The sequence below is a fragment of the Nocardia sp. NPDC058640 genome, assembly GCF_042716995.1.
Lineage (GTDB): Bacteria > Actinomycetota > Actinomycetes > Mycobacteriales > Mycobacteriaceae > Nocardia.
In genome coordinates, this window is the sequence record NZ_JBHXRG010000011.1 from 74,519 (window position 1) to 99,035 (window position 24,517).

Sequence of the window (24,517 nt, forward strand, 5' to 3'; positions counted from 1 at the left end):
GCACGAATGTGTGACAGGGGCGTCCGATCGGCCTACCGCGTGCTCGAACGGGCATCGCGCCGTATAACTGACGGCGACGTCGACACATAGCGGGGACAGTGGTGGAACAGGTGCAGCGGCCTTCGCGGGGGGTGACAGCGCGGATCGCGGGGTGGCTCGGGGTGCTGGTCGGTGTCGCGGGGATCGCGGTCGGGGCGACGACCGCGGTGTTGCGGGTGGTCGGGCGGGAGATCGACCTCGACTACGTGGGGGCCGGGATCGTGGGTGGGCTGGGGGTGGTTTATCTGCTGGGGGCGGTGTTGCTGTTGCGGCGGCGGATGGTCGGTCGGCGGGTGTTGCTCACCATGGCGGGGGTGATGGCGGGGGCGACGCTGCTGGTGATCGGGCTCAACGCGGCCAGTCACGGGTGGCGGTTCGGGCCGCTGGATTTCTGGTTCGTGCTCAACGTGGTGATCGCGCTGCTCGGCCTGAGCGAGCCGACGCGACGGTGGATCATCACCCGGTAGCGCGGCCGCACCACGCCGGGCGGCGGCACGGGATACGGTCGGAGCATGGTCGTGCTGGAGACGAAATCCGACAGTGGTGAGGTGACGGCGATCGTCGCCGCGTGCCTGGCCGGGCTCGCCGCGGTGGCGAATCTGGTCGGCGCGGTGGTGCTGGTGCGGTCGTTCGTGAGCGACCCCGGCGAACTCGACGATTCGCTGACCCTGTTCGCCACCCTCGGCGCACTGGTCGCGACCTTCGTATTCGCTTACGGGGGCGTGCTTTTGGCCCGTCGCGACGACACCGGCCGCTGGATGATCATCGTCGCCGCTTCCGCTCAGATAGGTCTGGGCCTGCTCGGCCTGTTGGCGACACTGGTGAACTACAACTCCGGGTACGGAATCCACTGGTTCGCGCAGGAATCGGTGATCCGTTCGATTCCGATCGGCCTCGGTGGGGTACCCGGTGCGGTGACAGCGATCGTGAATCACAGTTGGGCAGCGGCACTTTCGGCCACCGTGCTCGGCGCGCTCGTACTGCTGCCCGCGGTCCTACCGTGGACCGCGGCCTACACCCGCGCTCGCCTGGAAAGTGTTGTCGGACCGAACGTATAGTTTCAGCAGGTCAGCATCGCCGCCGACGGTGCGGAACCGGGGCACGAGGCAGCGGCGACACGCAAGGAGGGGGACACCATGGGGTATCCGTACGGCCAACAGGGCCACGACCCGTACGCGGGACAGGGGTACGCGCAACCGGGGTACGGGCAGGACCCGTACGCCGGCCAACCGGGTTACGGGCAGCAGCCGTACGCCCAAAATGGTTACGGCGCACCGGCTTACGCCCCGTACCCATACGGCTACGGACAGCCTCGCCCCGGCGGTGGCACCGCGATCACCGCCGCGGTGATCGCACTGCTGCTGTCGCTGGTCTCGCTGGGTGGCCTCGGCCTCGGCTTGGCTTTCCTGCTGAGCACCGAAGCTACGAGCGCGACGGACGAAGCGGGTCGCGAGGAGGCGACGGTCGCTCTCATGGTCGGCGCGACGCCCGCCCTGCTGTTGCTACTCGGCTCCATCCTGCTGTTCCGACGCAAGACCGCCGGTCGGGTACTACTCATACTTCTGTCGTCGATCGCCCTGCTCGCCATCGGGGGCTCAGCGGCGCTCACTCCGATGGATGCCGAAGGCCGGGAGGTGGGCTTCGCGTTACTCGGGGTGGCCGTGGTGGGCGCGACGCCCCTACTGATCCTGCTCCTGGCAGCCGCCCCATCCACCGGCCGCTGGATACGGGCAGGCCGGGCCGGCCACCACCCCTACCCGCAGTACTGAGGTCCGGCGCCGTTCTTCGCGTCGAAGGCAGCGGTGCGAGCCCGCCCGACAACCCCGCTTGCCGAACCGACGGCATAGCCCCAGGTCAAAGACTGGTCGCAGACTCCGCCGGGACAATTTGCGGTCTTCCGATACGCTGGGCACCCGTGACCGCCGCATCGTCTTCGGGTAAATCCGTCAACGCAGATTCCATTGCCCCGGCAAACCAGTACGACCTGATCGTGGTCGGCTCCGGTTTCTTCGGGCTGACCGTCGCCGAGCGTGCAGCGAATGTGCTGGGCAAGCGGGTGTTGGTGCTGGACCGCCGCTACCACCTGGGTGGCAACGCCTACTCCGAGCCCGAGCCGCAGACCGGGATCGAGATCCACAAGTACGGCGCGCACCTGTTCCACACGTCGAACAAGAAGGTCTGGGATTACGTCACCCAGTTCACCGAGTTCACCGGGTACCAGCACCGCGTGTTCGCGATGCACAAGGGGCAGGCGTACCAGTTCCCGATGGGGCTGGGTCTGATCTCGCAGTTCTTCGGCCGGTACTTCACCCCGGAAGAGGCCAAGGCGCTGATCGCCGAGCAGGCCGCCGAGGTCGAGACCGGTGACGCGCAGAACCTCGAGGAGAAGGCGATCTCGCTGATCGGCCGTCCCCTGTACGAGGCGTTCGTGCGCGACTACACCGCCAAGCAGTGGCAGACCGACCCGCGCGAACTGCCCGCGGGCAACATCACGCGCCTGCCGGTGCGCTACAACTTCGACAACCGCTACTTCAACGACACCTTCGAGGGCCTGCCCAAGGAGGGCTACACGAAGTGGCTCGAGAACATGGCCGCCTCCGACCTCATCGACGTGCGGGTGAACACCGACTGGTTCGACGTGCGCGACGAGATCGTCGCCGCCAACCCGGACGCACCCGTGGTCTACACCGGCCCGCTCGACCACTACTTCGACTACGCCGAAGGCGAATTGGGCTGGCGCACCATCGATTTCGAGACCGAGGTGCTGGAACAGGGTGACTACCAGGGCACCAGCGTCATGAACTACAACGACGCCGACGTCCCCTTCACCCGCATCATCGAGCCGCGCCACTTCCACCCCGAGCGCGACTACCCGACCGACAAAACGGTCATCATGCGCGAGTTCTCCCGCTCGGCGCAGACCGGCGACGAGCCGTACTACCCGATCAACACCCCCGACGACCGCGCCAAGCTTCTCGCATACCGCGAGCGCGCCAAGAAGGAAACCGCCACCAAGAAGGTGCTGTTCGGCGGCCGTCTGGGCACCTACCAGTACCTGGACATGCACATGGCGATCGGTTCGGCGCTGACCATGTTCGAGAACGTGCTGCGTCCGCACCTGGAATCCGGCGCGCCGCTGGTGGACGAGGCATGACCAAAGCCATGCTCGAAGACGTGACCACCGAAACCCGCGCCATCTCGCTGCTGCAGCGCGTCATCCTGCCGCGCCCGGGCGAGCCCCTGGACGTGCGGACCCTTTACCTGGAGGAATCCACCACCAACGCCCGCCGCGCACACGCCACCAGCCGCACCGCGCTGTCGATCGGCGCCGAGTCGGAGGTGTCGTTCTGCACCTACTTCAACGCGCTGCCCGCCAGCTACTGGCGTCGGTGGAGCGTGCTGAAGTCGGTCGTCCTGCGCCTGGAACTGGCCGGACACGGCCGCGCAGACGTCTACCGCTCCAAGGCCGACGGTTCGCGAATTCACGTGCAGGGCAAGGAATTCGCTGTCGCACAGGGCGCGGACTCGGTCGTCGTGGAGTTCGAAACCGATCTGGGCCCGTTCGAAGACGGCGGCTGGATCTGGTTCGACATCACCACCGACACCGCCGTCACGCTGCTGTCCGGCGGGTACTACGCACCGCAGGAAGCTCCCGGCACCGGGACCATCGCGGTCGGCATGCCCACGTTCAACCGCCCCACCGACGCGGTGAAAACCCTTGGCGCCCTTGGCTCCGACCCCCTCGTCCTGGAGAAGATCGCCGCGGTGATCATCCCCGACCAGGGCACCCGCAAGGTCGTCGACGAGCCCGGATTCGCCGAAGCCGCAAGCGTTCTCGGCGATCGCCTGGCCATCCACGACCAGCCCAACCTCGGTGGTTCCGGCGGCTACAGCCGGGTCATGTACGAGGCGCTGAAGTCCACCGACGCCGAATTCATCGCCTACATGGACGACGACATCGAGATCGAGCCCGACTCGATCCTGCGCGCCCTGGCCTTCTCGCGGTTCGCGAAGTCGCCGGTGCTGACCGGTGGGCAGATGCTCAACCTGCAGGAACGTTCGCACCTCCACGTGATGGGCGAGGTCATCGACCGCGGCATCTTCATGTGGGGCGCCGCGCCCAACGTCGAATACGACCACGACTTCTCCAAGAACCCGCTCAAGGATCGCGACAACTCCAAGCTGCTGCACCGGCGCATCGACGTCGACTTCAACGGCTGGTGGACCTGCCTGATCCCGCGTCAGGTCGCCGAGGAGATCGGTCAGCCGCTGCCGCTGTTCCTGAAGTGGGACGACGCCGAATACGGCCTGCGCGCCCGCGAAGCCGGCTACCCGACGGTGACCCTGCCGGGCGCGGCCGTGTGGCACATGGCCTGGTCCGACAAGGACGACGCCATCGACTGGCAGGCCTACTTCCACCTGCGCAACCGCCTGGTCGTGGCCTCGATGTACCTGCCCGGCGACGGCAAGCCGATGATCGTGAACACGGTCAAGGCAACGCTGAAACACCTTCTCTGCCTGGAATATTCGACGGTCGCCATTCAGAACGAGGCGATCCGCGACTTCCTGGCCGGCCCCGAAGGCCTGTTCGACCTGCTCCCCACTGCGCTGGGCAAGATCCACGCCATGCGCAAACAGTTCCCGGACGCGGTCGTCGTACCCTCGTCCACCGAACTGCCGCTGGCCAACCGCCACGGCGTCGGCGCGGTCGGCGAACCGGGCAACCCCCTCGCGAAGGTCGCCCGCCTGGCCAAGGGTGTGGTGCACAACTTCCGCAAGGCCGACCCGGCCACCTATGAGACCCCGCAGCTCAACGTGCCGACTCTCGACGCGCGCTGGTATCTGCTCTCGCAGGTCGACGGTGTCACCGTGACCACCGCCGACGGCCGTGGCGTGGTCTACCGCAAGCGCGACCCGCGCCAGGCCCGCGACCTGCTCAAGGAAGCACTGCGCCTGCGCAAGGAACTCACCGCCCGCTTCCCGGAAATGCAGCAGCGCTACCGGGCCGCGCACGCCGAGCTCACCAGCACGGCGGCGTGGGAGAAGACCTTCGGCCTGAACGGAACCGCCAAGTGACCCAGTCAGAAGTTCCCGAGATCGAGATGGCCGAAGACGGTTGCTGCGGTGAAGGCTGCTGCGGCGACTACGTCGAGGTCCCGGTCGAGGTCGCGATCCTCAACGCCGTGCAGGGCACCATCGGCACCAACCCGGCCGTGATCTCCGCCGCCCGCGGCATGTCGCACTTCGGCGAACACGCGCTGGGCTGGGTCGGCATCGCCGCCGCCGGCTGGCTGGTCGACAAGCCGCGCCGCCGCCAGTGGGCCGGGGTGGCCGTGGGCGCCGTCGGTGCGCACGCCGCGTCGATCGTGATCAAGCGCATCGTCCGACGCCCGCGCCCCAACGACCCGTCGGTGCAGGTCAACGTGTCAACGCCGAGCAAGCTGAGCTTCCCGTCCTCGCACGCCACCTCCACCACCGCGGCTGCCGTACTGCTGGGTCGCCTCACCGGGCTACCCTTGCCTGCGGTGATCGTCCCGCCGATGCTGCTGTCCCGGGTTGTGCTCGGGGTGCATTACCCTTCCGACGTGATCGCCGGTTCCGCACTGGGTGCCGCGTCGGCAGCTGCGGTGCTAGCCGCTGAAAAGAGACTCCGACAGTGACTGCAACTGAAAGAACCCTGGCTGAGATGAGCGAAGAACCGTCCGCCGCCGTCCTCGACGAGGGTGCCGTGAAGGGCCCGCCGAAGACGCTGCTCGGCGGTGTCATCAAGGCCATGCGCCCACGTCAGTGGGTCAAGAACGTCCTGGTGCTCGCCGCACCGCTGGCTGTTGGCCCCGAAGCGGTCGGTGACGCGGGCATCCTGCTCAACGTCGCGATCGCGTTCATCGTGTTCTGCATGGCCGCGTCGGGCATCTACCTGGTCAACGACGCCCTCGACGTCGAAGCCGACCGCGCGCACCCCACCAAGCGCTTCCGGCCGATCGCGGCGGGCGTGCTTCCTGTCAAGCTGGCTTACGCGTTGTCGGCGGTGCTGCTGATCGGTTCGATCGCCGGATCGTTGTTGGCATCGTGGCACCTTGCCGTGGTGATGGTGGTCTACATCGTCATCCAGCTCGCCTACTGCCTCGGCCTCAAGCACCAGGCCGTGCTCGACATCTGCATCGTGTCGTCGGGCTTCCTGCTGCGCGCGGTCGCCGGTGGCGCGGCCGCCGATATCGCGCTGTCGCAGTGGTTCCTGCTGATCATGGCGTTCGGTTCGCTGTTCATGGCGGCGGGCAAGCGCTACGCCGAACTGCAGTACGCACTCGACACCGGCGCCAAGATCCGCAAGTCGCTCGAGTACTACACCCCGACCTACCTGCGCTTCATCTGGACGCTGGCAGCCACCGCCGTCGTGGTCTTCTACGGCCTGTGGGCCTTCCAGCAGGACTCCGCTCGAGACACCCAGTGGTACTCGATCTCGATGATCCCGTTTACCATCGCAATCCTGCGTTACGCGGTCGACGTCGATGGTGGCGAGGCCGGTGAACCCGAAGAGATCGCGTTGGGGGACCGCATCCTGCAGTTCCTCGCTATTGCCTGGATCGGAGCGGTAGGTGTCGCTGTCTATCTCACCTGACGAGATGTTGGTAGCGGAGCAGGATTCCACCGAATACGAGCCTCTACGCGACGAAGAATCCGCGCGTAGGGACCTACGTACCTCGGTGCTGTCCCGCGCCACCTTCGTCGGTGGGGTCGTGCTCACCGCCGCGCTGTTCACCTTCGGTGCGTGGCAGCGTCGCTGGATCGCCGATGACGGCCTGATCGTGCTGCGCACGGTCCGCAACCTGCTCGCGGGCAACGGCCCCGTGTTCAACATGGACGAGCGGGTCGAAGCCAACACCAGCACCGCCTGGACCTACCTGATCTGGTTCTTCTCCTGGCTCACCCAGGCCCGCCTCGAGTACGTGGTGCTCGGGGTGTCGCTGGTGGTGTCGGTGCTCGCGGTGGCGTTCGCGATGCTGGGCACCGCCCGGCTGTGGGGCGGAACCGCCGGTCAGCTGCTGATTCCGGCGGGCGTGCTGGTGTACATCGCGCTGCCGCCCGCGCGCGACTACGCCACCTCCGGGCTGGAGAGCGGCCTGGTGATCTGCTGGGTCGGGCTGCTGTGGTGGATGATGATCCGCTGGAGTCAGGCCGCCGTGGTTCGCGTGCCGTCGCTGTTGGGGCTGGTCTTCCTGGCCGGTCTCGCGCCGCTGGTTCGCCCCGAGGCCACGCTGATCGGCGTGCTCGCGCTGGGAATGATCTTCCTCGCGCCGATGCCCGCGTTCCGGTTCGGACCGATCGTGCTGCGCGCGCTGATCGTGTTCGTGGCCGGGGTCGTGCCGATCTGCTACCAGATCTGGCGGATGGGCTACTACGGCCTGCCCTACCCGAACACCGCGGTCGCCAAGGACGCGGGCGGGGCCAAGTGGAGTCAGGGTTTCACGTATCTGTGGGACCTGGTCGGCCCGTACTACCTGTGGATTCCGCTGGTCGTGCTGTTGATCGCCGGGGTGATCGCGGGGATCTCGCGTGGGTTCGCGTTGCCGACGTTGTCGGTGGCCGGAATCCGCGCGTGGCTGCGTTCGCCCAGTGCGGTTGTCGTGATGGTGCTCGGCGCGGGTCTGCTGCTCACTGTCTACGCGGTGCGCGTGGGCGGTGACTTCATGCACGGGCGCATGCTGCTCACCCAGCTGTTCCTGCTGCTGCTGCCGGTGGCCGTGGTCCCGATCCCGCTGCATTTCCGCAGGTCCGACTGGTCGGTGCTGGTGCTGCTGGTCGCGCTGCTGGGCACCGCGGGCTGGTCGCTGTACGCGGCGAGCACCACCGCGATCACCGCCGGAACCAAGATCCGCTCGTCGGGCATCGTCGACGAACGCATCTACTACGTGCTCAACACCGGCAAGGACCACCCGATCCTGGCCGAGGACTACCTCGACTACCCGCGCATGCGCGCCATGGTCAACGACATCGCCGCCAACCCCAAGGGCGGGCTGCTGCTGAACTCGCCCTCGTTCACGTTCTGGTACCTCGACCCGCCGCCGGAACCGATCCCCGAGGGCGGTTCCGGCCACACGGTCTACTTCCTGAATCTGGGCATGACCAGCATGAACGTGCCGCTGAGCGTGCGCGTGATCGACCCGATGGGCCTGGCCTACCCGCTGGCCGCGCACTCGGATCGCCTGGCCGACGGCCGCATCGGCCACGACAAGGCGCTGTACCCGGACTGGGTGGTGGCCGACTCGGGCATGGTCGGCATCCACCCGTGGCTGCCCTGGTACATGGACGAGGACTGGGTCACCCAGGCCCGCACCGCGATGTCGTGCCCGGCCACCCAGGCGCTGATGGTGTCCACCCGCGACCCGATGACGTTCGACCGGTTCAAACACAACCTCCGCAACGCCATGACCTTCGCGAAATACCGCATCGACCGGGTCCCCAAGTACGAAATCCAGCGCTGCGGCCTGGTCGACCCGTTCCCGCAACCGCCTCGCTGAAACCCTTCCGCCTGGGATTTTATAGTGGCGTACACCGCTAAATCACTTTTCGGTAACGCCAGGCTATCGATGTAGCGATATGGTCTCTGAGAGGAACGGCCCGTCGGCGCACTGGTGTGCCGGTAAACAGTCGGCGGTCATTGCAACAGCGGTTCCGCGCGAACCGCATGAGGAAAGGCCCATAACAGAATGCGTGGCGGACGTCTCAGAGCCCGGGGAGCCGGCTGGCTCAAACGATCGGTGCTTCTCTCCCTGGCAGTAGTGCTCCCGGTCGGTGCCATGGTGGCTGGTCCCACCGGTACCGCGACGGCGGCCTTCGATCCCAGTGCTTTCGACTTCTGGGTCGATTCGGAGATGGGCCCGATCAAGTCGCGGATCTTCCGCGCGGCGGATGGCAACACCAATCGCGTGGTCTACGCGCTGGACGGCCAGCGTGCGCAGGACGACCTCAACGGGTGGGAAAAAGACACCAACGTCGCCCGCGCGCTGACCGACGCCAACATCAACGTCGTGATGCCCGTCGGCGGCCAGTCCAGCTTCTACGCCGACTGGAACGCGCCGAGCAGCTTCTTCGGCATCGACGCCGGTTCGGGCGGTAGCTCGACCGGCTCTGCCGCGACCGGCTCCGCGATGACCGGCTCGTCGATCGCGCCCGCCCAGGTGGCAGGCAAGAAGAACACCTACAAGTGGGAAACCTTCCTCACCAGCCACCTGCGCAACGCGCTGTCGGCTCGACTGGGTTTCAACCCCAACAACAACGGCGTGTTCGGCCTGTCGATGGGTGGCTCCGCCGCCCTGACTCTGGCCGCGTACCACCCCGACCAGTTCAGCTTCGCGGGCTCGTTCTCCGGCTACCTGAACATCTCCGCACCCGGTATGCGTGAAGCCATGCGCGTGGCGATGCTGTCCGCGGGCGGCTTCAACATCGACGCGATGGCACCGCCGTGGGGCCAGCAGTGGTTCCACATGGATCCGTTCGTGTTCGCGCCGCGTCTGGTCGCCAACGGCACCCGCGTGTGGGTCTCCGCCGCGGCCGGTATCCCCGGCGCCGGCGATGTGTCCAACCCGATGGAAATCATCCAGGGCGTGCCGCTGGAACTGCTCGCGATGGCGAACAGCCGCGCGTTCCAGGTCCGCATGGCCACCCTCGGCGGCGGCAACGCCCACTTCGATTTCCCGATCACCGGCGTGCACAACTGGCGCAACTGGGAGGCCGAGGTCTACCGCATGATCCCGGACCTCTCGGCGAACATCGGTTAAGTAAACCCCGCTAGACCCCTGAAAACCGCTCGGTGCCTCGTCAGCACCGGGCGGTTTTCTGCATTTCCGTCACGATCCGAAGCATGGTCGGTGACGAATCATGGGCGGTGGATAACCGAGAGTTGTGCTTCGGGTCACTTTCCAGCAACATGTAGAGCATTCGTCACCGATTGATACACAGTGAGCATGCGTCGAGGTTGAATCGTCCGTTTTGCCCTGGATTGGTTCTGATCGACGTCCGTTGAGGGTTCCGATTGCGTAGCTCGGGGTTTGCGCGTTCGGTCCGCGAGAAAGGTCTAGTCGAATGCGAACACTGCGCCGCACGCGTGGGTCGAGCAAGACCGCAGCCTCTGGTTCCTGGGCTCGGCGCTTGGCCGCGGGCGTATCCATGGCCCTGCTGGTTCCGATCGCGACCGCCGTCACCGGGGGGATCACCCCCGCCACTGCCGGATTCAACGGCAATGCCTATGACTTCTGGGTCGATTCGGGGATGGGCCCGATCAAGTCGCGCATCCTGCGCGCCGCCGACGGCAATCGCGAGCGAGTCGTCTACGTTCTCGACGGCATGCGCGCGCCCGAGCACCTCAACGGCTGGGAGATCGAAACCGATATCCCCAACGCGCTGGCCGCGGCCAATATCAACGTGGTGATGCCCGTGGGCGGCATGTCCAGCTTCTACGCCGACTGGAACGCGCCCAGCGAATTCTTCGGCATTCCCGGCCAGGGCGCCCCCAACTCGGGTTCGGGCGCGAGCAACGCCCTGTCGGGTGGCCCCGGCAAGAGCTACCGGTACCAGTGGGAATCGTTCCTCACCAACGACCTACCCAACGCACTGGCGGGCCGCGAGGGCTTCAGCCGCCACCGCAACGGCGTGTTCGGCCTGTCGATGGGCGGCTCGGCCGCGCTCACCCTGGCCGCCTACCACCCCGACCAATTCTCCTTCGCCGGTGCGTATTCGGGCTACCTGAACATCTCCGCCCCCGCCATGCGCGAGGCCATCCGCATCGCGATGCTCGACGCGGGCGGCTACAACGTGGACTCCATGGCACCGCCGTGGGGCCCACAGTGGCTGCGGATGGACCCGTTCGTGTTCGCCCCCAACTTGGTAGGCAACAACACCCGCCTGTGGATCGCGGCCGCCTCAGGCCTGCCGACCAACTCCGACGGCCCGCACATGGGCACCGTCAACGGCATGGCCCTGGAAGCCCTCGCCCTGGCCAACACTCGCTCGTTCGAAGTCAGAATGGCCACGCTGGGCGCCCGCAACGTGCACTACTCCTACCCGGCCTTCGGCATCCACGCCTGGAACAACTGGACCGACGAGGCCCTGCGGATGATCCCGGATTTGTCCAACAACATCGGCTAGCCGTTTCGGGGCATATAACAAGCCCAGTTCTGTTGCCCTTGCAGTTAATTGGTGTGTCGAATATCCTCCAGCGAGCATAAGTGTGACCAGATCGTTGTTTCATCCGTCTGTTCGACCGGGCTGTCGGGGCCGCGTCGAACGACGGTTGACGGATCAGGCACGCCATAACAGCAGAAAGAGAGCGGAATTCACATGCGTTTCGGCAAGGCCGTCGCGCCGGCATCTCGTGGTTGGCGTAATCGAATTCTAGCTGTCGGCGCTGCAGCCCTCGTGCTGCCGATCGCCGCGGGAGCGGCCCCGACCGCGCTCGCCGCACCGTCGGTGTCGGCACCCGTGCTGCGCGCACCGGCCGGTGGCTACGAAGAACTGATGGTGCCCTCGAAGATGGGCCCCGTGAAGGTCCAGGTCCAGTGGGCACGCAACGGTGGCAACGCCGCGCTCTACCTGCTCGACGGCCTGCGCGCCAGGGACGACCGCAACGCCTGGTCCTTCGAGACCAACGCGATGCAGCAGTTCAGCAATGACAACGTCACCCTGGTGATGCCAGTCGGTGGCCAGTCCAGCTGGTACGCCGACTGGACCGCGGCCAGCAACACCAACGGCCAGAAGACCACCTACAAGTGGGAAACCTTCCTCACCGAAGAGCTTCCGGCCTTCCTCGAGGGCTACGGCGTGTCCCGCAAGAACAACGCGGTGCTCGGCCTGTCGATGTCGGGTCCGGCCGCGCTGCGTCTGGCCGCCCTGAACCGCGACCAGTTCAAGCACGCGTCCTCGCTGTCGGGTCCGCTGAACTGGAGCGCTCCCGGTATGCGTGAGGCCATCCGCGTGATGATGCTGGACGCGGGTCGTTTCAACGTCGACGCCATGGCCACTCCGTGGAGCTCGGCGTGGCTGCGGATGGACCCGATGGTGTTCGCGCCCGAGCTGCGCGGCCTGCCGCTGTTCATCTCCTCGGCCAACGGCCTTCCCGGAACCCACGATCGTCCGGCCGGTCTGGGCGGTGCGTTCAACACCAGCACCGCGATGGGCATCGAGGCCATCTCGTTCGTGAGCACGCTGGCGTTCCAGCGTCGTCTCAACAGCCTCGGCATCAACGCCGTGTACGACATCGGCGCCTCCGGTACCCACTCGTGGAAGTACTGGGAAGACGAGCTGTGGAAGGCGCGTCCGCACATCCTGAATGCACTGGGCGCCTAGTAGTTTCCGCTCAGCAACAACTCGAAGACCGGCTCACCCCCAGGGTGGGCCGGTCTTTTTGCTGCGTCATAAGTAAGCGTGTCTTCCCCAGTTATCCCTATTTCCTGCGGTACAACCGACGGTGAGGCTGTGTCCGGTTTTCCGGGATCTTTCCGGGATAAGGAAGGCGCGTGTGATGAAACATCGTGTTCGGTTCCTCGGAATTGCGGCCATGGCGGCGGCGTTGCTCGGACCTGCCGTCACCGTTCCCACGCCCGCGCACGCGGCGGTGTCCGCGGTGCAACGGGTGGAGTGGCTGTCGGATCGACGGGTGGCGCTGTGGGTGCATTCGGCCGCGATGAACACCCCGATCCAGGTGCAGATGCTGCTGGCGCGCGACTGGAATGCCCGGCCCGACGCGAAGTTTCCGATGATGCTGATGCTCGACGGTCTGCGCGCGCAGGACGACGAGAACGGCTGGACCAAAGACGCCGACGCCGAGGGTTTCTACGCCGACAAGAACATCAATGTGGTGCTGCCGGTGGGTGGTCAGTCGAGTTGGTATTCGGACTGGCTGTCGCCCGACAACGGCTTCACCTACAAGTGGGAAACCTTCCTCACCAAGGAACTCCCGCCGATCCTGGAACGTGATTGGCGAACCACGGATGTGCGTGGGGTGCAAGGGCTTTCGATGGGCGGCACGGCCGCGATGAACCTCGCGGGCCGCAACCCGGGGCTGATGAAATATGTGGCCTCGTATTCGGGTCTGCTCACCACCACGACACTGGGCATGCCGCAGGCGATCACGTTCGCCAACAAGGACGCGGGCGGTTTCGACGCGGGCGCGATGTGGGGTCCCCCCGGCAGCCCCGAGTGGGAGGCGCACGACCCGTACCTGCTGGCCGACAAGCTCAAAGGCGTGAGCATGTACGTGTCCAGCGGCAGCGGTCTGGCGGGCAGCCATGATCAACTCGGCGAAGTGCCGCTGGTCAGCGAGAACTGGGCGGGCACGGGTCTGGAGATCCTGTCGCGGTTGTCGACTCAGAATTTCGTGGCCAAGCTGGAGAAACTCGAGATTCCGGTGCAGGCGAATTACCGTCCCGCGGGCACGCATACGTGGCCGTACTGGGATTTCGAAATGCGTCAGTCCTGGAATCAGGCCGCCGCGGCACTGGGCACCGACCCGGGCGGCGCGACCTGCACGCTGGGTGGCGCGATCGCCGGACTCGCGCAGGCGGCCAACTGGCTGGGCAACTGCGTGACCGCCGAGTACCCCGCCGGCACCGGAATCGCGCAGGACTTCCCGAACGGTCGGGTCTTCCATTCCGCCGCGACGGGCACCCATGCCGTGGCCGGTCGGATCGGCGGCACCTACGCCGGAATCGGCGGCGCGACATCGCCATTGGGCCTACCCAACGGCGAGGACCGCGCCCTGCCCGACGGCCGTGGCCGGATGCAGACGTTCGAAGGCGGTTCGATCTACTGGACCCCGCAGACCGGCGCCCAGGTGATGCGCGGCGCGTTCCTCGAGGCCTGGGGCAAGCAGGGTTTCGAGGGTGGTCCCGCCGGTTACCCGGTGGCCGCCGAAGCCCGCACACCTAGCCGTGACGGCTCGGTGCAGGCCTTCGAACACGGTCCGATGTTCTACAGCCCGGCCACCGGCGCCCATCGCGTGCAGGGTTTCGTGCTGGACAAGTACAGCCAGCTCGGGTTCGAGAACAGCCCGCTGGGTTTCCCGGTGGCCGAGGAAGCGCCGCTGAAGGATCTGGGCCGGTTCAGCAGGTTCGAGGGCGGCAACATCTATTGGAGTCCGCTGTCGGGCGCCTGGTCGGTGCGCAACGGCGCCATGGCCGACGCGTGGGGCGCGCAGGGTTTCGAGAACGGCAGGCTCGGCTATCCCGTCAGCGACGAGTTCGTGGTCCCCGGCGGAATCCAGCAGAACTTTCAGACCGGGTTCATCGTGGTGCGAGACGGCAAATCCGAAGTTCACGGCGTGTGAGCTCGGGCTGAGAACTGTCTGAGCATCATCGCGCGCTACCCGATGACGCGGTTCGTCGCGCTAGCCTGGTCTGCGACCGCTTCCCCGCAGCAACTTTCGAGGAAAGACATCTTCATGCATCGGATCACTGGCAAGGTAGCCGGATCGGTCGCGGCCCTGGCTGCCGTGGCCATGTTGTCCGCCTGTGGCGGCAACGACTCGACCGCGTCGCAGACGCCCACCCTCTCGAGCAGCGCCGTGCAGAAGTCGACCACGACGCCGCCGGTGGTCATCGAGCCGCCCGCCGAGGCCCCGTCGAGCACCGCCGCGTCCACCAGCGCGCAGACCGAGGAGCCCACGCCCATCCCGCAGACCACCGCCGTGGCGCCCGCGGCAGGCAAGGACAAGGCGTTCCTCGACGAGCTGGCCAAGAACGGCATCACGCCGGGCGATCAGACGACCGCGCTCACCACCGCGTCGTACATCTGCTCGGTCAAGGGCACCGGGGCCAGTGATTCCGATGTGGCCACCTTCGTCGCCGCGATGGCGGGCACCGACCCGGCCTTCGATCCGGCGAAGATGGACGTCAACAAGGCGGCGCAGATCTACATCGCCGCCGCGAACTCGACCTACTGCTAGTGAACGCCCGACCGACACGTCGCAAGTTCTGGCCCGCGGGTTGCCTGACCGTGGTGGCCCTGCTGGTGCTCGCGATCATCGTCATCGTGCTGCTGTGGTACCTGCTGGCGGGTCGGTTGCGCGAGCCGGGGCCCACACCGCCCGGTCCGCCGCCGCCCACCTCGCAGTCCGCGGACTGTCCCGATGTGATGTTGCTGTCGATTCCGGGCACGTGGGAGTCGTCGAGCACCGACGACCCGTACAACCCGCAGGCCAACCCGATCTCGTTGATGCTGGGCGTGACCGGGCCGCTGCGCGCGCAGTTCCCCGACAACCGGCTCGAGGTGTACACGGTGCCGTACGTGGCCCAGTTCTCGAACCCGATCGCGCTGCCGCCCGACGGTCAGGCCTCGTACAACAACAGCCGCACCGAGGGCACCGCGCGCGCCACCGACATCCTGGCCCAGCGGCACAAGGAATGCCCGCTGACCACCTACGTCATCGCGGGCTTCTCGCAGGGCGCGGTGATCGCCGGTGACGTGGCCGCCCAGATCGGCGCGGGCAACGGTCCGATCCCCGAGGCCAATGTGTTGGGCGTGACGGTGATCGCCGACGGCCGCCGCACCGCCACCGGCCCCGGCCTGCCCACCGAGATCGGTGACCCCCCGCCCGCGGGCGACGGCGCCGAGGTGGCGCTGCGCGGCGTGAACGTGCCCGGCATAAGCATGACCGGCCCGCGCCCCGGCGGCTTCGGCACGCTGGCACCGAAGGTGTTCTCGATCTGCGCGCCCGGCGACATGATCTGCGACGCGCCACGCGAGGCACTGAACCCGCTCAACGCACTGGGCAGTCTCGCCGCGCTGATCCGCTCGGCGGGCAATCCGGTGCACGCGCTGTACGCCTCCAACACCGTGGACGCCAACGGCACCACGGCCACCCAGTGGACCGTGAACTGGGCCGCGGGCCTGATCGAGAACGCACCACATCCGCCACATTCCTGACGGAGTTGTCACAGTCACAGTGGGGGCGTGGTTGCCACCGATCACGCCCCGCTGTGACATCCGCACGCCGGATCGCTCGCACGCTGTAAAGTGCGCTGGGAATTGCGCCCGAGTCCACACCAGCCAGGAGCGAAGAGTTCATGACCGAAGCTGCCGCACCCGTCGGTGAGTTGACCGCGCTGGGTACGCCGCTGCGTCCGTTCCGCTTCGCCGCAGCAGGCGAAGGCAACAAACAGGAGGGCGGCGCACGCAAGTTCGTGCAGACGGCGCAGGAAGCCGAGGAGATGGGTTACGACACGTTCGTCGTGCCCGACCACCTCGGCGATCAGATCGGCCCGATCGCCGCGCTGGGCGCACTCACCCAGGCCACCAGCAAGATCCGTCTGGGCACGTCGGTGCTGGCCAACGGCATGCGCCACCCCGTGGTGCTCGCCAAAGAGCTGGCCACCCTGGATGTGCTGTCCAAGGGTCGGCTCGAGGTCGGCGTCGGAGCGGGCTGGATCAAGGAAGAGTTCGACAACGCGGGCATCCCGTTCGAGCGTCCCGGCCTGCGGCTGGAGAAGCTGGACGAGTCGCTGACCATCCTGGACACGCTGCTGCGTGGCCAGGAGTGCACCTTCGAGGGCAAGCACTACCAGGTGCGTGGCGTCAAGGGCACTCCTCGTCCACGGCAGGGTCCGCGTCCGCCGCTGTGTACCGGTGGCGGCGGTCCGAAGATGCTGGCGCTGGCGGCCAAGCACGCCGATATCGTCTCGGTCGTGCCGCAGACCACCAAGAACGGCAAGGGTCTGCTGTCGGGCATCACGCTCGAGAAGACGATCGAGAAGGTCGAATGGGTGCGCGCCGCGGCGGGTGACCGGTTCGCCGATATCGAGCTGAACTGGGCCATCACCGCCATCGTCATCACCGACGACCGGGAGAAGACCGCGGAGATGGCGTTGCGCGCGATCGAACGCGGCCTGCATCCCGACCTCGAGGTCGACGTCGAACTGACCGTGGAACAGATCCTGGAGTCGCCGTACATCGCGATCGGCACGTTCGAGGAAATCGCCGAACAGGTCAAACGTGTGCGGCAACTCACTTCGATGTCGTATGTGGGCATCTTCCCCACCCAGATGGACGCATTCGCGCCTGTCATTCCGCTGCTGCGGGAGGACTGAGCGGGGGGTTCTCTGTAACATGACTCTGGTTTGAGAACATTTAGCCGATAGCGGTCACCGCGCAGACCGCTTGTGAAAATCCGCAGGTTGTCGACGCACGCTCAGGTGAGTCCGATATCCGGTGGCGATATAGCGAGTCGAGGCCGCAGAGCTTGTCATCGCGTGTCCTCGCAAGGAGAAGAAGGAATGGAACAGACTTTCGACGACTACCTGGACGAGACCGGGAACATCATCATTCCCGAGGGTCGCACCCTGGTCGATCACGTCGAGAAGCACACCCGTAACGACGCCAATACGCTCGCGTACCGCTACATCGACTACTCGCGGGAACGCGACGGTGAGGTACACGAGCTGACCTGGCAGGAATTCGGTGTGCGGCTGCGCGCGGTGGCCGCTCGGCTGCAGCAGGTGACCAACCCGGGCGACCGGGTCGCGATCCTCGCGCCGCAGGGGCTCGACTACGTGATCTCCTTCTTCGCCGCGATCTACGCCGGCACCATCGCGGTGCCGCTGTTCGATCCCGACGAGCCGGGCCACACCGACCGCCTGCACGCCGTTCTCGGCGACTGCGAGCCGTCGGCGATCCTCACCGCGACCTCCTCGGCCGCCGGTGTTCGCCAGTTCTTCCGCTCGCTGCCCGCGGCCCAGCGCCCGCGCATCATCGCCGTGGACGCCATCCCCGACACCCTGGGTGACTCGTGGGTGCGTCCCGACACCGCGGTCGACGACATCGCCTACCTGCAGTACACCTCGGGCTCCACCCGGGTACCCGCCGGTGTGGAGATCACACATCGCGCGGTGGGCACCAACCTGCTGCAGATGATCAACTCGCTGAACATGAACGAGAACTCGCGCGGCGTGACCTGGCTGCCGCTGTTCCACGACATGGGCCTGTTGACAGTGATCCTGCCCGCGGTGGGCGGCAAGTTCATCACCATCATGTCGCCCAGCGCGTTCGTGCGTCGCCCGTCGCGGTGGATCAACGAGCTGGCCGCCGTTTCCGACGGTGCCGGCACGTTCGCGGCGGCACCGAACTTCGCGTTCGAGCACGCTGCCGCGCGTGGTGTGCCCAAGGCGGGCGAATCGCTCGACCTGTCGAACGTGATCGGCCTGATCAACGGGTCCGAGCCGGTGACCGTGTCCTCGATGAAGAAGTTCAACGAGGCGTTCGCGCCGTTCGGGCTGCCCAAGACCGCGATCAAGCCCTGCTACGGCATGGCGGAGGCGACGCTGTTCGTCTCGGCGACCAAGGCCGAGGACGAGGCCAAGTACGTCTACGTGGATCGTCACGAGCTCAACGCGGGCCGCATGGTGCGCGTTGACCAGTCGCACGAGTCGGCCATCGCGCAGGTCTCGTGTGGTTACGTGGGGCTGTCGCAGTGGGCCGCGATCATCGACCCCGAGACCGCCGACACCGCGCAGGGTCGCGAACTGCCCGACGGGCAGGTCGGCGAGATCTGGCTGCACGGCAAGAACATGGGCATCGGCTACTGGGGACGCCCCGACGAGTCGACCAAGGCGTTCCGCAACCGGGTCACCGAGCCGGTCGACGGCGGGCACACCGCGGGCACCGAGCCCGATGCCGACTGGATGCGCACCGGCGACTTCGGTGTGTACTTCGAAGGTGAGTTGTTCATCACCGGTCGCGTCAAGGACCTGGTGATCGTCGACGGTCGCAACCACTACCCGCAGGATCTGGAGTTCTCCGCACAGGAGGCGTCCAAGTCGCTGCGCCCCGGTTTCGTCGCGGCCTTCGCGGTGCCCGCCAACCAGCTGCCCAGCGAGGTCTTCGCCGCCGACAGCCACTCCGGCCTGAAGTTCGACGTCGACGACGCGTCCGAGCAGCTGGTGGTGGTGGCCGAACGTGGTCCCGGTGCCGGTAAGGCCGATCCTGGGCCCATCGCGGACGCGGTGCGCGCGGCGGTGTCGCAACGTCACGGCGTGACCGCTCGTGACATCCTGCTGGTGCCCGCGGGTTCCATCCCGCGTACCTCCAGCGGCAAGATCGCCCGGCGCGCCTGCAAGGCCGCCTACCTCGAGGGAACTCTGCGCGGTGGTTACACCCAGCAGGCTTTCCCCGATGCACCGGAAGAGTAATCGGCCCACCGGTTCGGTGATGGCACTCGGCGTGTGACGCATGCCGGGTGCCATTCCACGGCGCGCCCTGTAGGCAGACAGGTAGCTTGAGGAATTGATGGCTAACAACGAGGGCACCCCCGAATTTCCTTCCGAGTCGACCGCCCCGGCGGAACTGTCGGTAGCTGAGCTGCGTGAATGGTTACGCCGCTGGGTTGCCGACGCGACCGGACAGTCTGTCGACGCGATCACCGTCGACCGACCGATGGAGGAGTTCGGGCTGGCCTCGCGCGACGCCCTCGCCCTAGGCGGTGACATCGAGGACCTCACCGGCGTGATTCTGACGCCGACGGTGGTGTACCAGCATCCGACGATCGCCTCGCTGGCCGAGGTGATCATCAACGGTGAGCCCGAGCCTGCCGCTGTGGACGACTCGGATTACACCGCCGCGTTCGCGCCTTCCGAGGCGCATGACATCGCGGTGGTCGGTCTGTCTACGCGCCTGCCGGGTGCGGGGACGACTCCTGAGTCGACCTGGGAGTTCATCATCGGGCGCGGTGACGCGATTCGTGAGCTGCCCGAGGGGCGGTGGGAAGAGTTCCTCAGTGACCCTGCCGTCGCCGCCGCTGTCGCTGCGGGCAAGACCCGTGGTGGCTACCTCGACCAGGACGTCCTCAAGGGCTTCGATGCCGATTTCTTTGCGACGTCGCCGCTCGAAGCCGAGCGCATCGATCCGCAGCAGCGGCTGATGATGGAGCTCACCTGGGAAGCGCTGGAACACGCGCGAATTCCGGCGAGCGACCTCAAGGGCGCCTCGGTCGGCATGTACATCGGTTCGTCGAGCAGCGATTTCCAGTTCATCGCTTCGCTCGCGCTCGGCAACAGCGATCCCAACGTGCCCGTGACGGCTGAGGCCTACGCGATCATGGGCAGCTCCAACGGCATCATCGCCAACCGCGTTTCGTACTTCTACGACTTCCGTGGCCCGTCGGTCACCGTGGACACCGCGTGCTCGTCGACGCTGGTCGCGGTGCATCAGGCGGTGCGCGCGCTGCGCGACGGTGACGCCGACGTCGCGCTGGCCGGTGGCGTGAACGCGCTGCTGATGCCGATGACGACGCTGGGTTTCGCACCGGGCACGTCCGAAGACGGACGCATCAAGGCCTTCTCGAAGGACGCCGACGGCATGGTCCGTTCCGAGGGCGGCGGTCTCGTCGTCCTCAAGCGCCTTGCCGATGCCGAGCGCGACGGCGACCACATCTACGGCGTCATCAAGGGCACCGCGGTCAACAGCGACGGCCGGTCCAACGGTCTGCTCGCCCCGAACCCGGACGCGCAGGCCGACGTGCTGCGTCGCGCCTACCGTGACGCCGGCATCGTCCCGTCCACGGTCGACTACATCGAAGCCCACGGCACCGGCACCCCGATCGGCGATCCGATCGAAGCCGAGGCACTGGCCCGCGTGATCGGTCGCGGTCGCGACGCGGACAAGCCCGCCCTGCTCGGTTCGGTCAAGACCAACTTCGGTCACCTCGAGTCCGGCGCCGGTGTGCCCAGTCTCGCGAAGGTGCTGATGTCGTTCCAGCACAACGTGATTCCGCCGAACATCAACTACGCGGGCCCCAGCCCGTACATCCCGTTCGAGCAGGCCAACCTCAAGGTCGTCGACGAAGCCACCGAGTTCCCCCGCTACAGCGGCGTCGCGACCGTCGGCATCTCCGGTTTCGGTTTCGGTGGCACCAACGCGCACGTCGTCCTGCAGGAATACGTGCCGTCCGCGCCCGTGGTCCAGGACGTGACCCCCGAGCAGATCGCCGCCGTGGAGCTGGCGGTCGAGGAGATCGAGGGCACCGAGGCCTCCACCGATGTGGTCGCCGAGGCCACCGCGATCACCGAGGCCGCCGCCGAGATCGTGCGGCCCACTGTCGCGGTCGAGTGGGACGGCGAACGGGAGGAGCCGCTGCCGGTCATCCTGGCCGTGTCCGCCTACCTGCCCTCGCGTCGCAAGCGCGCCGCCGCCGACCTGGCCGACTGGCTGGAAGGCGCGGGCAAGGATGTCCCGCTCACCGATGTCGCCCGTTCGCTGGCCAAGCGCAGCCACCAGCGTTCGCGCGGTGTGGTGATCGCCAAGACCCGCGACGAGGCCGTGGCCGGTCTGCGCGCCATCGCCGAGGGCAAGCCCGGTGCGGGCGTGTTCACCGCCGATTCGCCCGCGTCCAACGGCGCGATCTGGGTGTTCTCCGGTTTCGGCTCGCAGCATCGCAAGATGGCCAAGCAGCTGTACACCGAGAACTCGATCTTCCGCACCACCGTCGACGAGGTCGACGAGCTGGTCCAGGACGAGGCCGGTTACTCCATTCGCGAGATGATCCTCGACGATGCCCAGGATTACGACGTGGGCACCTGCCAGGTCGGCATCTTCACCATCCAGCTCGGTCTGGCCGCGGTGCTGCGCGCGCACGGCGCGGAACCCGCTGGCGTGGTTGGTCATTCGATGGGCGAGGTGGCCGGTTCGTACATCGCCGGTGGCCTGTCGATCGAAGACGCGGTGCGCGTGATCTGCGCCCGCTCGCGCCTGATGGGCGAGGGCGAGCAGATGCTCACCGACGACGAAGTGCGCAACATGGCACTGGTCGAACTCAGCGCCCACGACGTGGCGCAGCTGCTGCCCAAGTACCCCGATGTGGAGTGCGCGGTGTACGCCGCGCCGACCAATACCGTGATCGGCGGCCCCCGTGAGCAGGTCGAGCAGATCGTCGCCGAGGTCGAGGCGATGGGCAAGTTCGCCCGGATCCTGCAGACCCGCGGTGCCGGCCACACCTCGCAGATGGACCCGCTGCTGGGCGAACTCGCGGCCGAACTGGCAGGCATCGAGCCGACCTCACTGACGACCGGCCTGTACTCCACGGTCCACGAGGGTCTGTTCTTTAAGCCCGGTTCGGACCCGATCCACAACGAGCCCTACTGGGTGAAGAACATGCGCGGCAGCGTCTACTTCACCAACGCGGTCAAGGCCGCCGTCGACACCGGACACACCACGTTCCTGGAGCTGGCCCCCAATTCCGTTGCGCTGATGCAGGTTCTGGGCACCACCTTCGCGGCGGGCGTGCACGACGCACAGCTCATCCCGACGCTGAAGCGCAAGGAAGACGAGTCCGCCGGTGTGATCAGCGCGCTCGCGCAACTGTACGTGCACGGGCACGCGGTGAACCTGAGTTCGCTACTGCCCGAAGGTGATTACGCCGACGTGCCGCGAACTGCGTTCGTGCGCAAGGAGTACTGGCCCAAGGTGTCGATGTCGTCGGGTGGCGGCAGCGCTCGGGTGCCCGGTGCGCACGTCGCGATGCCGGATGGTCGGCACGCCTGGGAGGTCCAGGCTTCCTCGGTCAGCGACCTGCCCGCTCTGGTGAAAGCCGCTGCGTCCCAGGTACTTTCCGATGTCGCGGTCTCGGTTTCGCATCCGCACGCCGCACTGCCTGCTTCCGGCACGCTGACCACCACGCTGACCCCGCACCTCGGTGGTGCGTCGGTGCAGGTGCACGCCAAGTCCGCGACCGGGTTCACCCTGCTGTTCGACGCGGTCGTCACCTCCGGTGCCGCACTGCCCGAACCCGTTGTCGCGCTTGCCGTTCCGGCCGCCGAGCAGTCGGCCGCCGAGATCGCCATCGCCACCGGTGACCGGTGGGATGCCGACGGCAGCGAAACCATCGAACAGCGACTGTGCGTCATCGTCGCCGAATCCATGGGCTACGCCGTCGAGGACCTCCCGATGGAGATCCCGCTGATGGAACTCGGCCTGGATTCGCTGATGGCCATGCGCATCAAGAACCGCGTCGAATACGAATTCGACATCCCGCAGCTGCAGATCTCCGCGGTGCGCGACGCCAGCCTCAACGAGGTGTCGAAGGTGCTGCGGTACGCGATCGAGCATCGCGACGAGGTCGCGGCGATGGCGGAGAAGCAGGCTGCGGCCAAGGCCGCGGGTGAAGATGTCGAGTTGGGTGTTGACGCCAACTTCGTCGAGGCTGCTCGGGCCGCGATTGCCGCGGGCGAGGATCCGTTGACGGTGGCGAAGCAGGCCGGGGCACAGGTTGCGCCGGAAGCTGGTGCGGGCGAAACGGTTTCGACTGCTGCCGTGACCGAAAGCGCTGCCGTTGTCGCGGATCCTGTTGCTGCCGAGCCGGAATCGGCCGTCGCCGACATCGACTACTTCGCCGATGCCGCGGCCGGTGACGAGGACAACGTTCCCCCGCGCGACGCTGCCGAACGTCTGGCCTACGCCACCTGGGCTCTGGTCACCGGCGCATCGCCCGGCGGCGTCTACAACACGCTGCCCATCCTCGAGGAGGACGTCGCCGAGAAGATGGCAGCGCGCCTGACCGAGCGGGTCAAGGCTGAGGTCACCGTCGACGACGTGCTCGATTGCGAGACCATCGAGCAACTCGCCGAGATCGTGCGCAACCTGCAGGACAGCGGCGCCGACGTGGACGGTTTCATCCGCCCGCTGCGTGCCCGCGTCGAAGGTTCTTCGGCCACACCGGTTTTCGTGTTCCACCCCGCCGGTGGCAACACGCTCGTCTACGAGCCGCTGCTCAAGCGTCTGCCCGCCGACACCCCGATGTACGGGTTCGAGCGGGTCGACGGCTCCATCGAGGAGCGGGCCCGCGAGTACCTGCCGGAGCTGCGCAAGATCCAGGGCGAAGGCCCGTACGTGCTGTACGGCTGGTCGCTGGGTGCGGTGCTGGCCTTGCAGGTGGGTCAGCTGCTGCGCGAGGAAGGCGCCGACGTGCGTTACGTCGGCCTGATCGACCTCGCGCGCACTGTCGAGGACGAGGACAACAGCCCCGAGGAGCGCGTGCGTCGCCTCGAGCGGTACCAGGCCTTCGCCAAGAAGACCTACAACGTGCCCGCCGAGCTCGACCGGGAGCAGATCGAGGAGCTGGCCGCCGCGTCGGACGACGAGCAGTTCTCCATGATCAGCGATCTGATCAAGCTGTCCGGTGCCAAGATCCCCGGCGGTGTGCTCGAACACCAGCGCACCTCATGGCTCGAGAACCGTGCGCTGACCGTCGCCGAGCCTCGCCAGTACGACGGTGACGTCGTGCTGTACCTGGCCGACCGCTACCACGACGGCGCGATCGAACTCGAGCCCCGCTTCGCCGACCGCAAGCCCAACGGCGGCTGGGACGAGTACATTCCGAACCTCGAAGTGGTCAATATTCCGGGCGACCACCTGCAGATTGTCGATGAACCGCGGATCGGCCAGATCGGTGCCGACCTCGCTGCCAAGCTGGCCGCGATTTCCGCCAAGGGAGAATGAGTAA

The 24,517-nt window shown here is 66.8% G+C and carries 17 protein-coding genes; all 17 read left to right on the plus strand.

From position 1 onward, the window contains the following. Positions 1–110: 110 nt before the first annotated feature. The gene (locus ACFWU5_RS15225) at positions 111–506 is read left to right on the plus strand and encodes a hypothetical protein (RefSeq protein WP_379246177.1); all 396 of its coding nucleotides are present in this window, start codon (positions 111–113) and stop codon (positions 504–506) included. A gap of 45 nt (positions 507–551) precedes the next feature. Further along, positions 552–1,097: a hypothetical protein gene (locus ACFWU5_RS15230; RefSeq protein WP_379246179.1), complete on the plus strand. Its 546-nt coding sequence runs from the start codon at positions 552–554 to the stop codon at positions 1,095–1,097. Positions 1,098–1,175: 78 nt separating this feature from the next. Next, a complete protein-coding gene (locus ACFWU5_RS15235; RefSeq protein ID WP_379267586.1) occupies positions 1,176–1,808 on the plus strand; it encodes a hypothetical protein in 633 nt (210 codons plus the stop codon). A 146-nt stretch (positions 1,809–1,954) separates the two neighbouring features. Continuing rightward, the gene (glf, locus tag ACFWU5_RS15240; RefSeq protein WP_379267587.1) at positions 1,955–3,193 is read left to right on the plus strand and encodes a UDP-galactopyranose mutase; all 1,239 of its coding nucleotides are present in this window, start codon (positions 1,955–1,957) and stop codon (positions 3,191–3,193) included. Then, positions 3,190–5,115 (plus strand): glycosyltransferase, encoded by a 1,926-nt coding sequence (locus ACFWU5_RS15245; protein ID WP_379267588.1) that lies wholly within the window; start codon positions 3,190–3,192, stop codon positions 5,113–5,115. The genes glf and ACFWU5_RS15245 overlap by 4 nt, the downstream gene beginning before the upstream one ends. Positions 5,116–5,141: 26 nt before the next feature. After that, the gene (locus tag ACFWU5_RS15250) at positions 5,142–5,699 is read left to right on the plus strand and encodes a phosphatase PAP2 family protein (protein WP_379246356.1); all 558 of its coding nucleotides are present in this window, start codon (positions 5,142–5,144) and stop codon (positions 5,697–5,699) included. A gap of 26 nt (positions 5,700–5,725) precedes the next feature. Next, positions 5,726–6,658, plus strand: coding sequence for a decaprenyl-phosphate phosphoribosyltransferase (locus tag ACFWU5_RS15255; RefSeq protein WP_379267589.1), 933 nt, complete (start codon positions 5,726–5,728; stop codon positions 6,656–6,658). A gap of 4 nt (positions 6,659–6,662) precedes the next feature. Next, positions 6,663–8,558 (plus strand): flagellar motor control protein ZomB, encoded by a 1,896-nt coding sequence (zomB, locus tag ACFWU5_RS15260; RefSeq protein ID WP_379267622.1) that lies wholly within the window; start codon positions 6,663–6,665, stop codon positions 8,556–8,558. A 189-nt stretch (positions 8,559–8,747) separates the two neighbouring features. Beyond that, positions 8,748–9,818, plus strand: coding sequence for an alpha/beta hydrolase (locus ACFWU5_RS15265; RefSeq protein WP_379246192.1), 1,071 nt, complete (start codon positions 8,748–8,750; stop codon positions 9,816–9,818). A gap of 304 nt (positions 9,819–10,122) precedes the next feature. Further along, on the plus strand, positions 10,123–11,184 hold the full coding sequence (locus tag ACFWU5_RS15270; protein WP_379267590.1) for an alpha/beta hydrolase: 1,062 nt from the start codon (positions 10,123–10,125) through the stop codon (positions 11,182–11,184). 192 nt (positions 11,185–11,376) lie between these two features. Next, positions 11,377–12,381 carry an alpha/beta hydrolase gene (locus tag ACFWU5_RS15275; protein ID WP_379246196.1) on the plus strand — a complete coding sequence of 335 codons (1,005 nt, stop codon included), beginning with the start codon at positions 11,377–11,379 and terminating at the stop codon, positions 12,379–12,381. Between the two features lie 175 nt (positions 12,382–12,556). Further along, a complete protein-coding gene (locus ACFWU5_RS15280; RefSeq protein ID WP_379246198.1) occupies positions 12,557–14,359 on the plus strand; it encodes an alpha/beta hydrolase-fold protein in 1,803 nt (600 codons plus the stop codon). Positions 14,360–14,473: 114 nt separating this feature from the next. Beyond that, positions 14,474–14,977: a DUF732 domain-containing protein gene (locus ACFWU5_RS15285; protein ID WP_379267591.1), complete on the plus strand. Its 504-nt coding sequence runs from the start codon at positions 14,474–14,476 to the stop codon at positions 14,975–14,977. Beyond that, the gene (locus tag ACFWU5_RS15290; protein WP_379246360.1) at positions 14,971–15,957 is read left to right on the plus strand and encodes a cutinase family protein; all 987 of its coding nucleotides are present in this window, start codon (positions 14,971–14,973) and stop codon (positions 15,955–15,957) included. The genes ACFWU5_RS15285 and ACFWU5_RS15290 overlap by 7 nt, the downstream gene beginning before the upstream one ends. A 140-nt stretch (positions 15,958–16,097) precedes the next feature. Then, positions 16,098–17,117: an LLM class F420-dependent oxidoreductase gene (locus ACFWU5_RS15295; RefSeq protein WP_379246202.1), complete on the plus strand. Its 1,020-nt coding sequence runs from the start codon at positions 16,098–16,100 to the stop codon at positions 17,115–17,117. A 186-nt stretch (positions 17,118–17,303) separates the two neighbouring features. Further along, positions 17,304–19,214 (plus strand): long-chain-fatty-acid--AMP ligase FadD32, encoded by a 1,911-nt coding sequence (gene fadD32 / locus ACFWU5_RS15300; RefSeq protein WP_379267592.1) that lies wholly within the window; start codon positions 17,304–17,306, stop codon positions 19,212–19,214. Positions 19,215–19,311: 97 nt separating this feature from the next. After that, positions 19,312–24,513 carry a polyketide synthase Pks13 gene (gene pks13 / locus ACFWU5_RS15305; protein ID WP_379267593.1) on the plus strand — a complete coding sequence of 1,734 codons (5,202 nt, stop codon included), beginning with the start codon at positions 19,312–19,314 and terminating at the stop codon, positions 24,511–24,513. Positions 24,514–24,517: the final 4 nt, after the last annotated feature.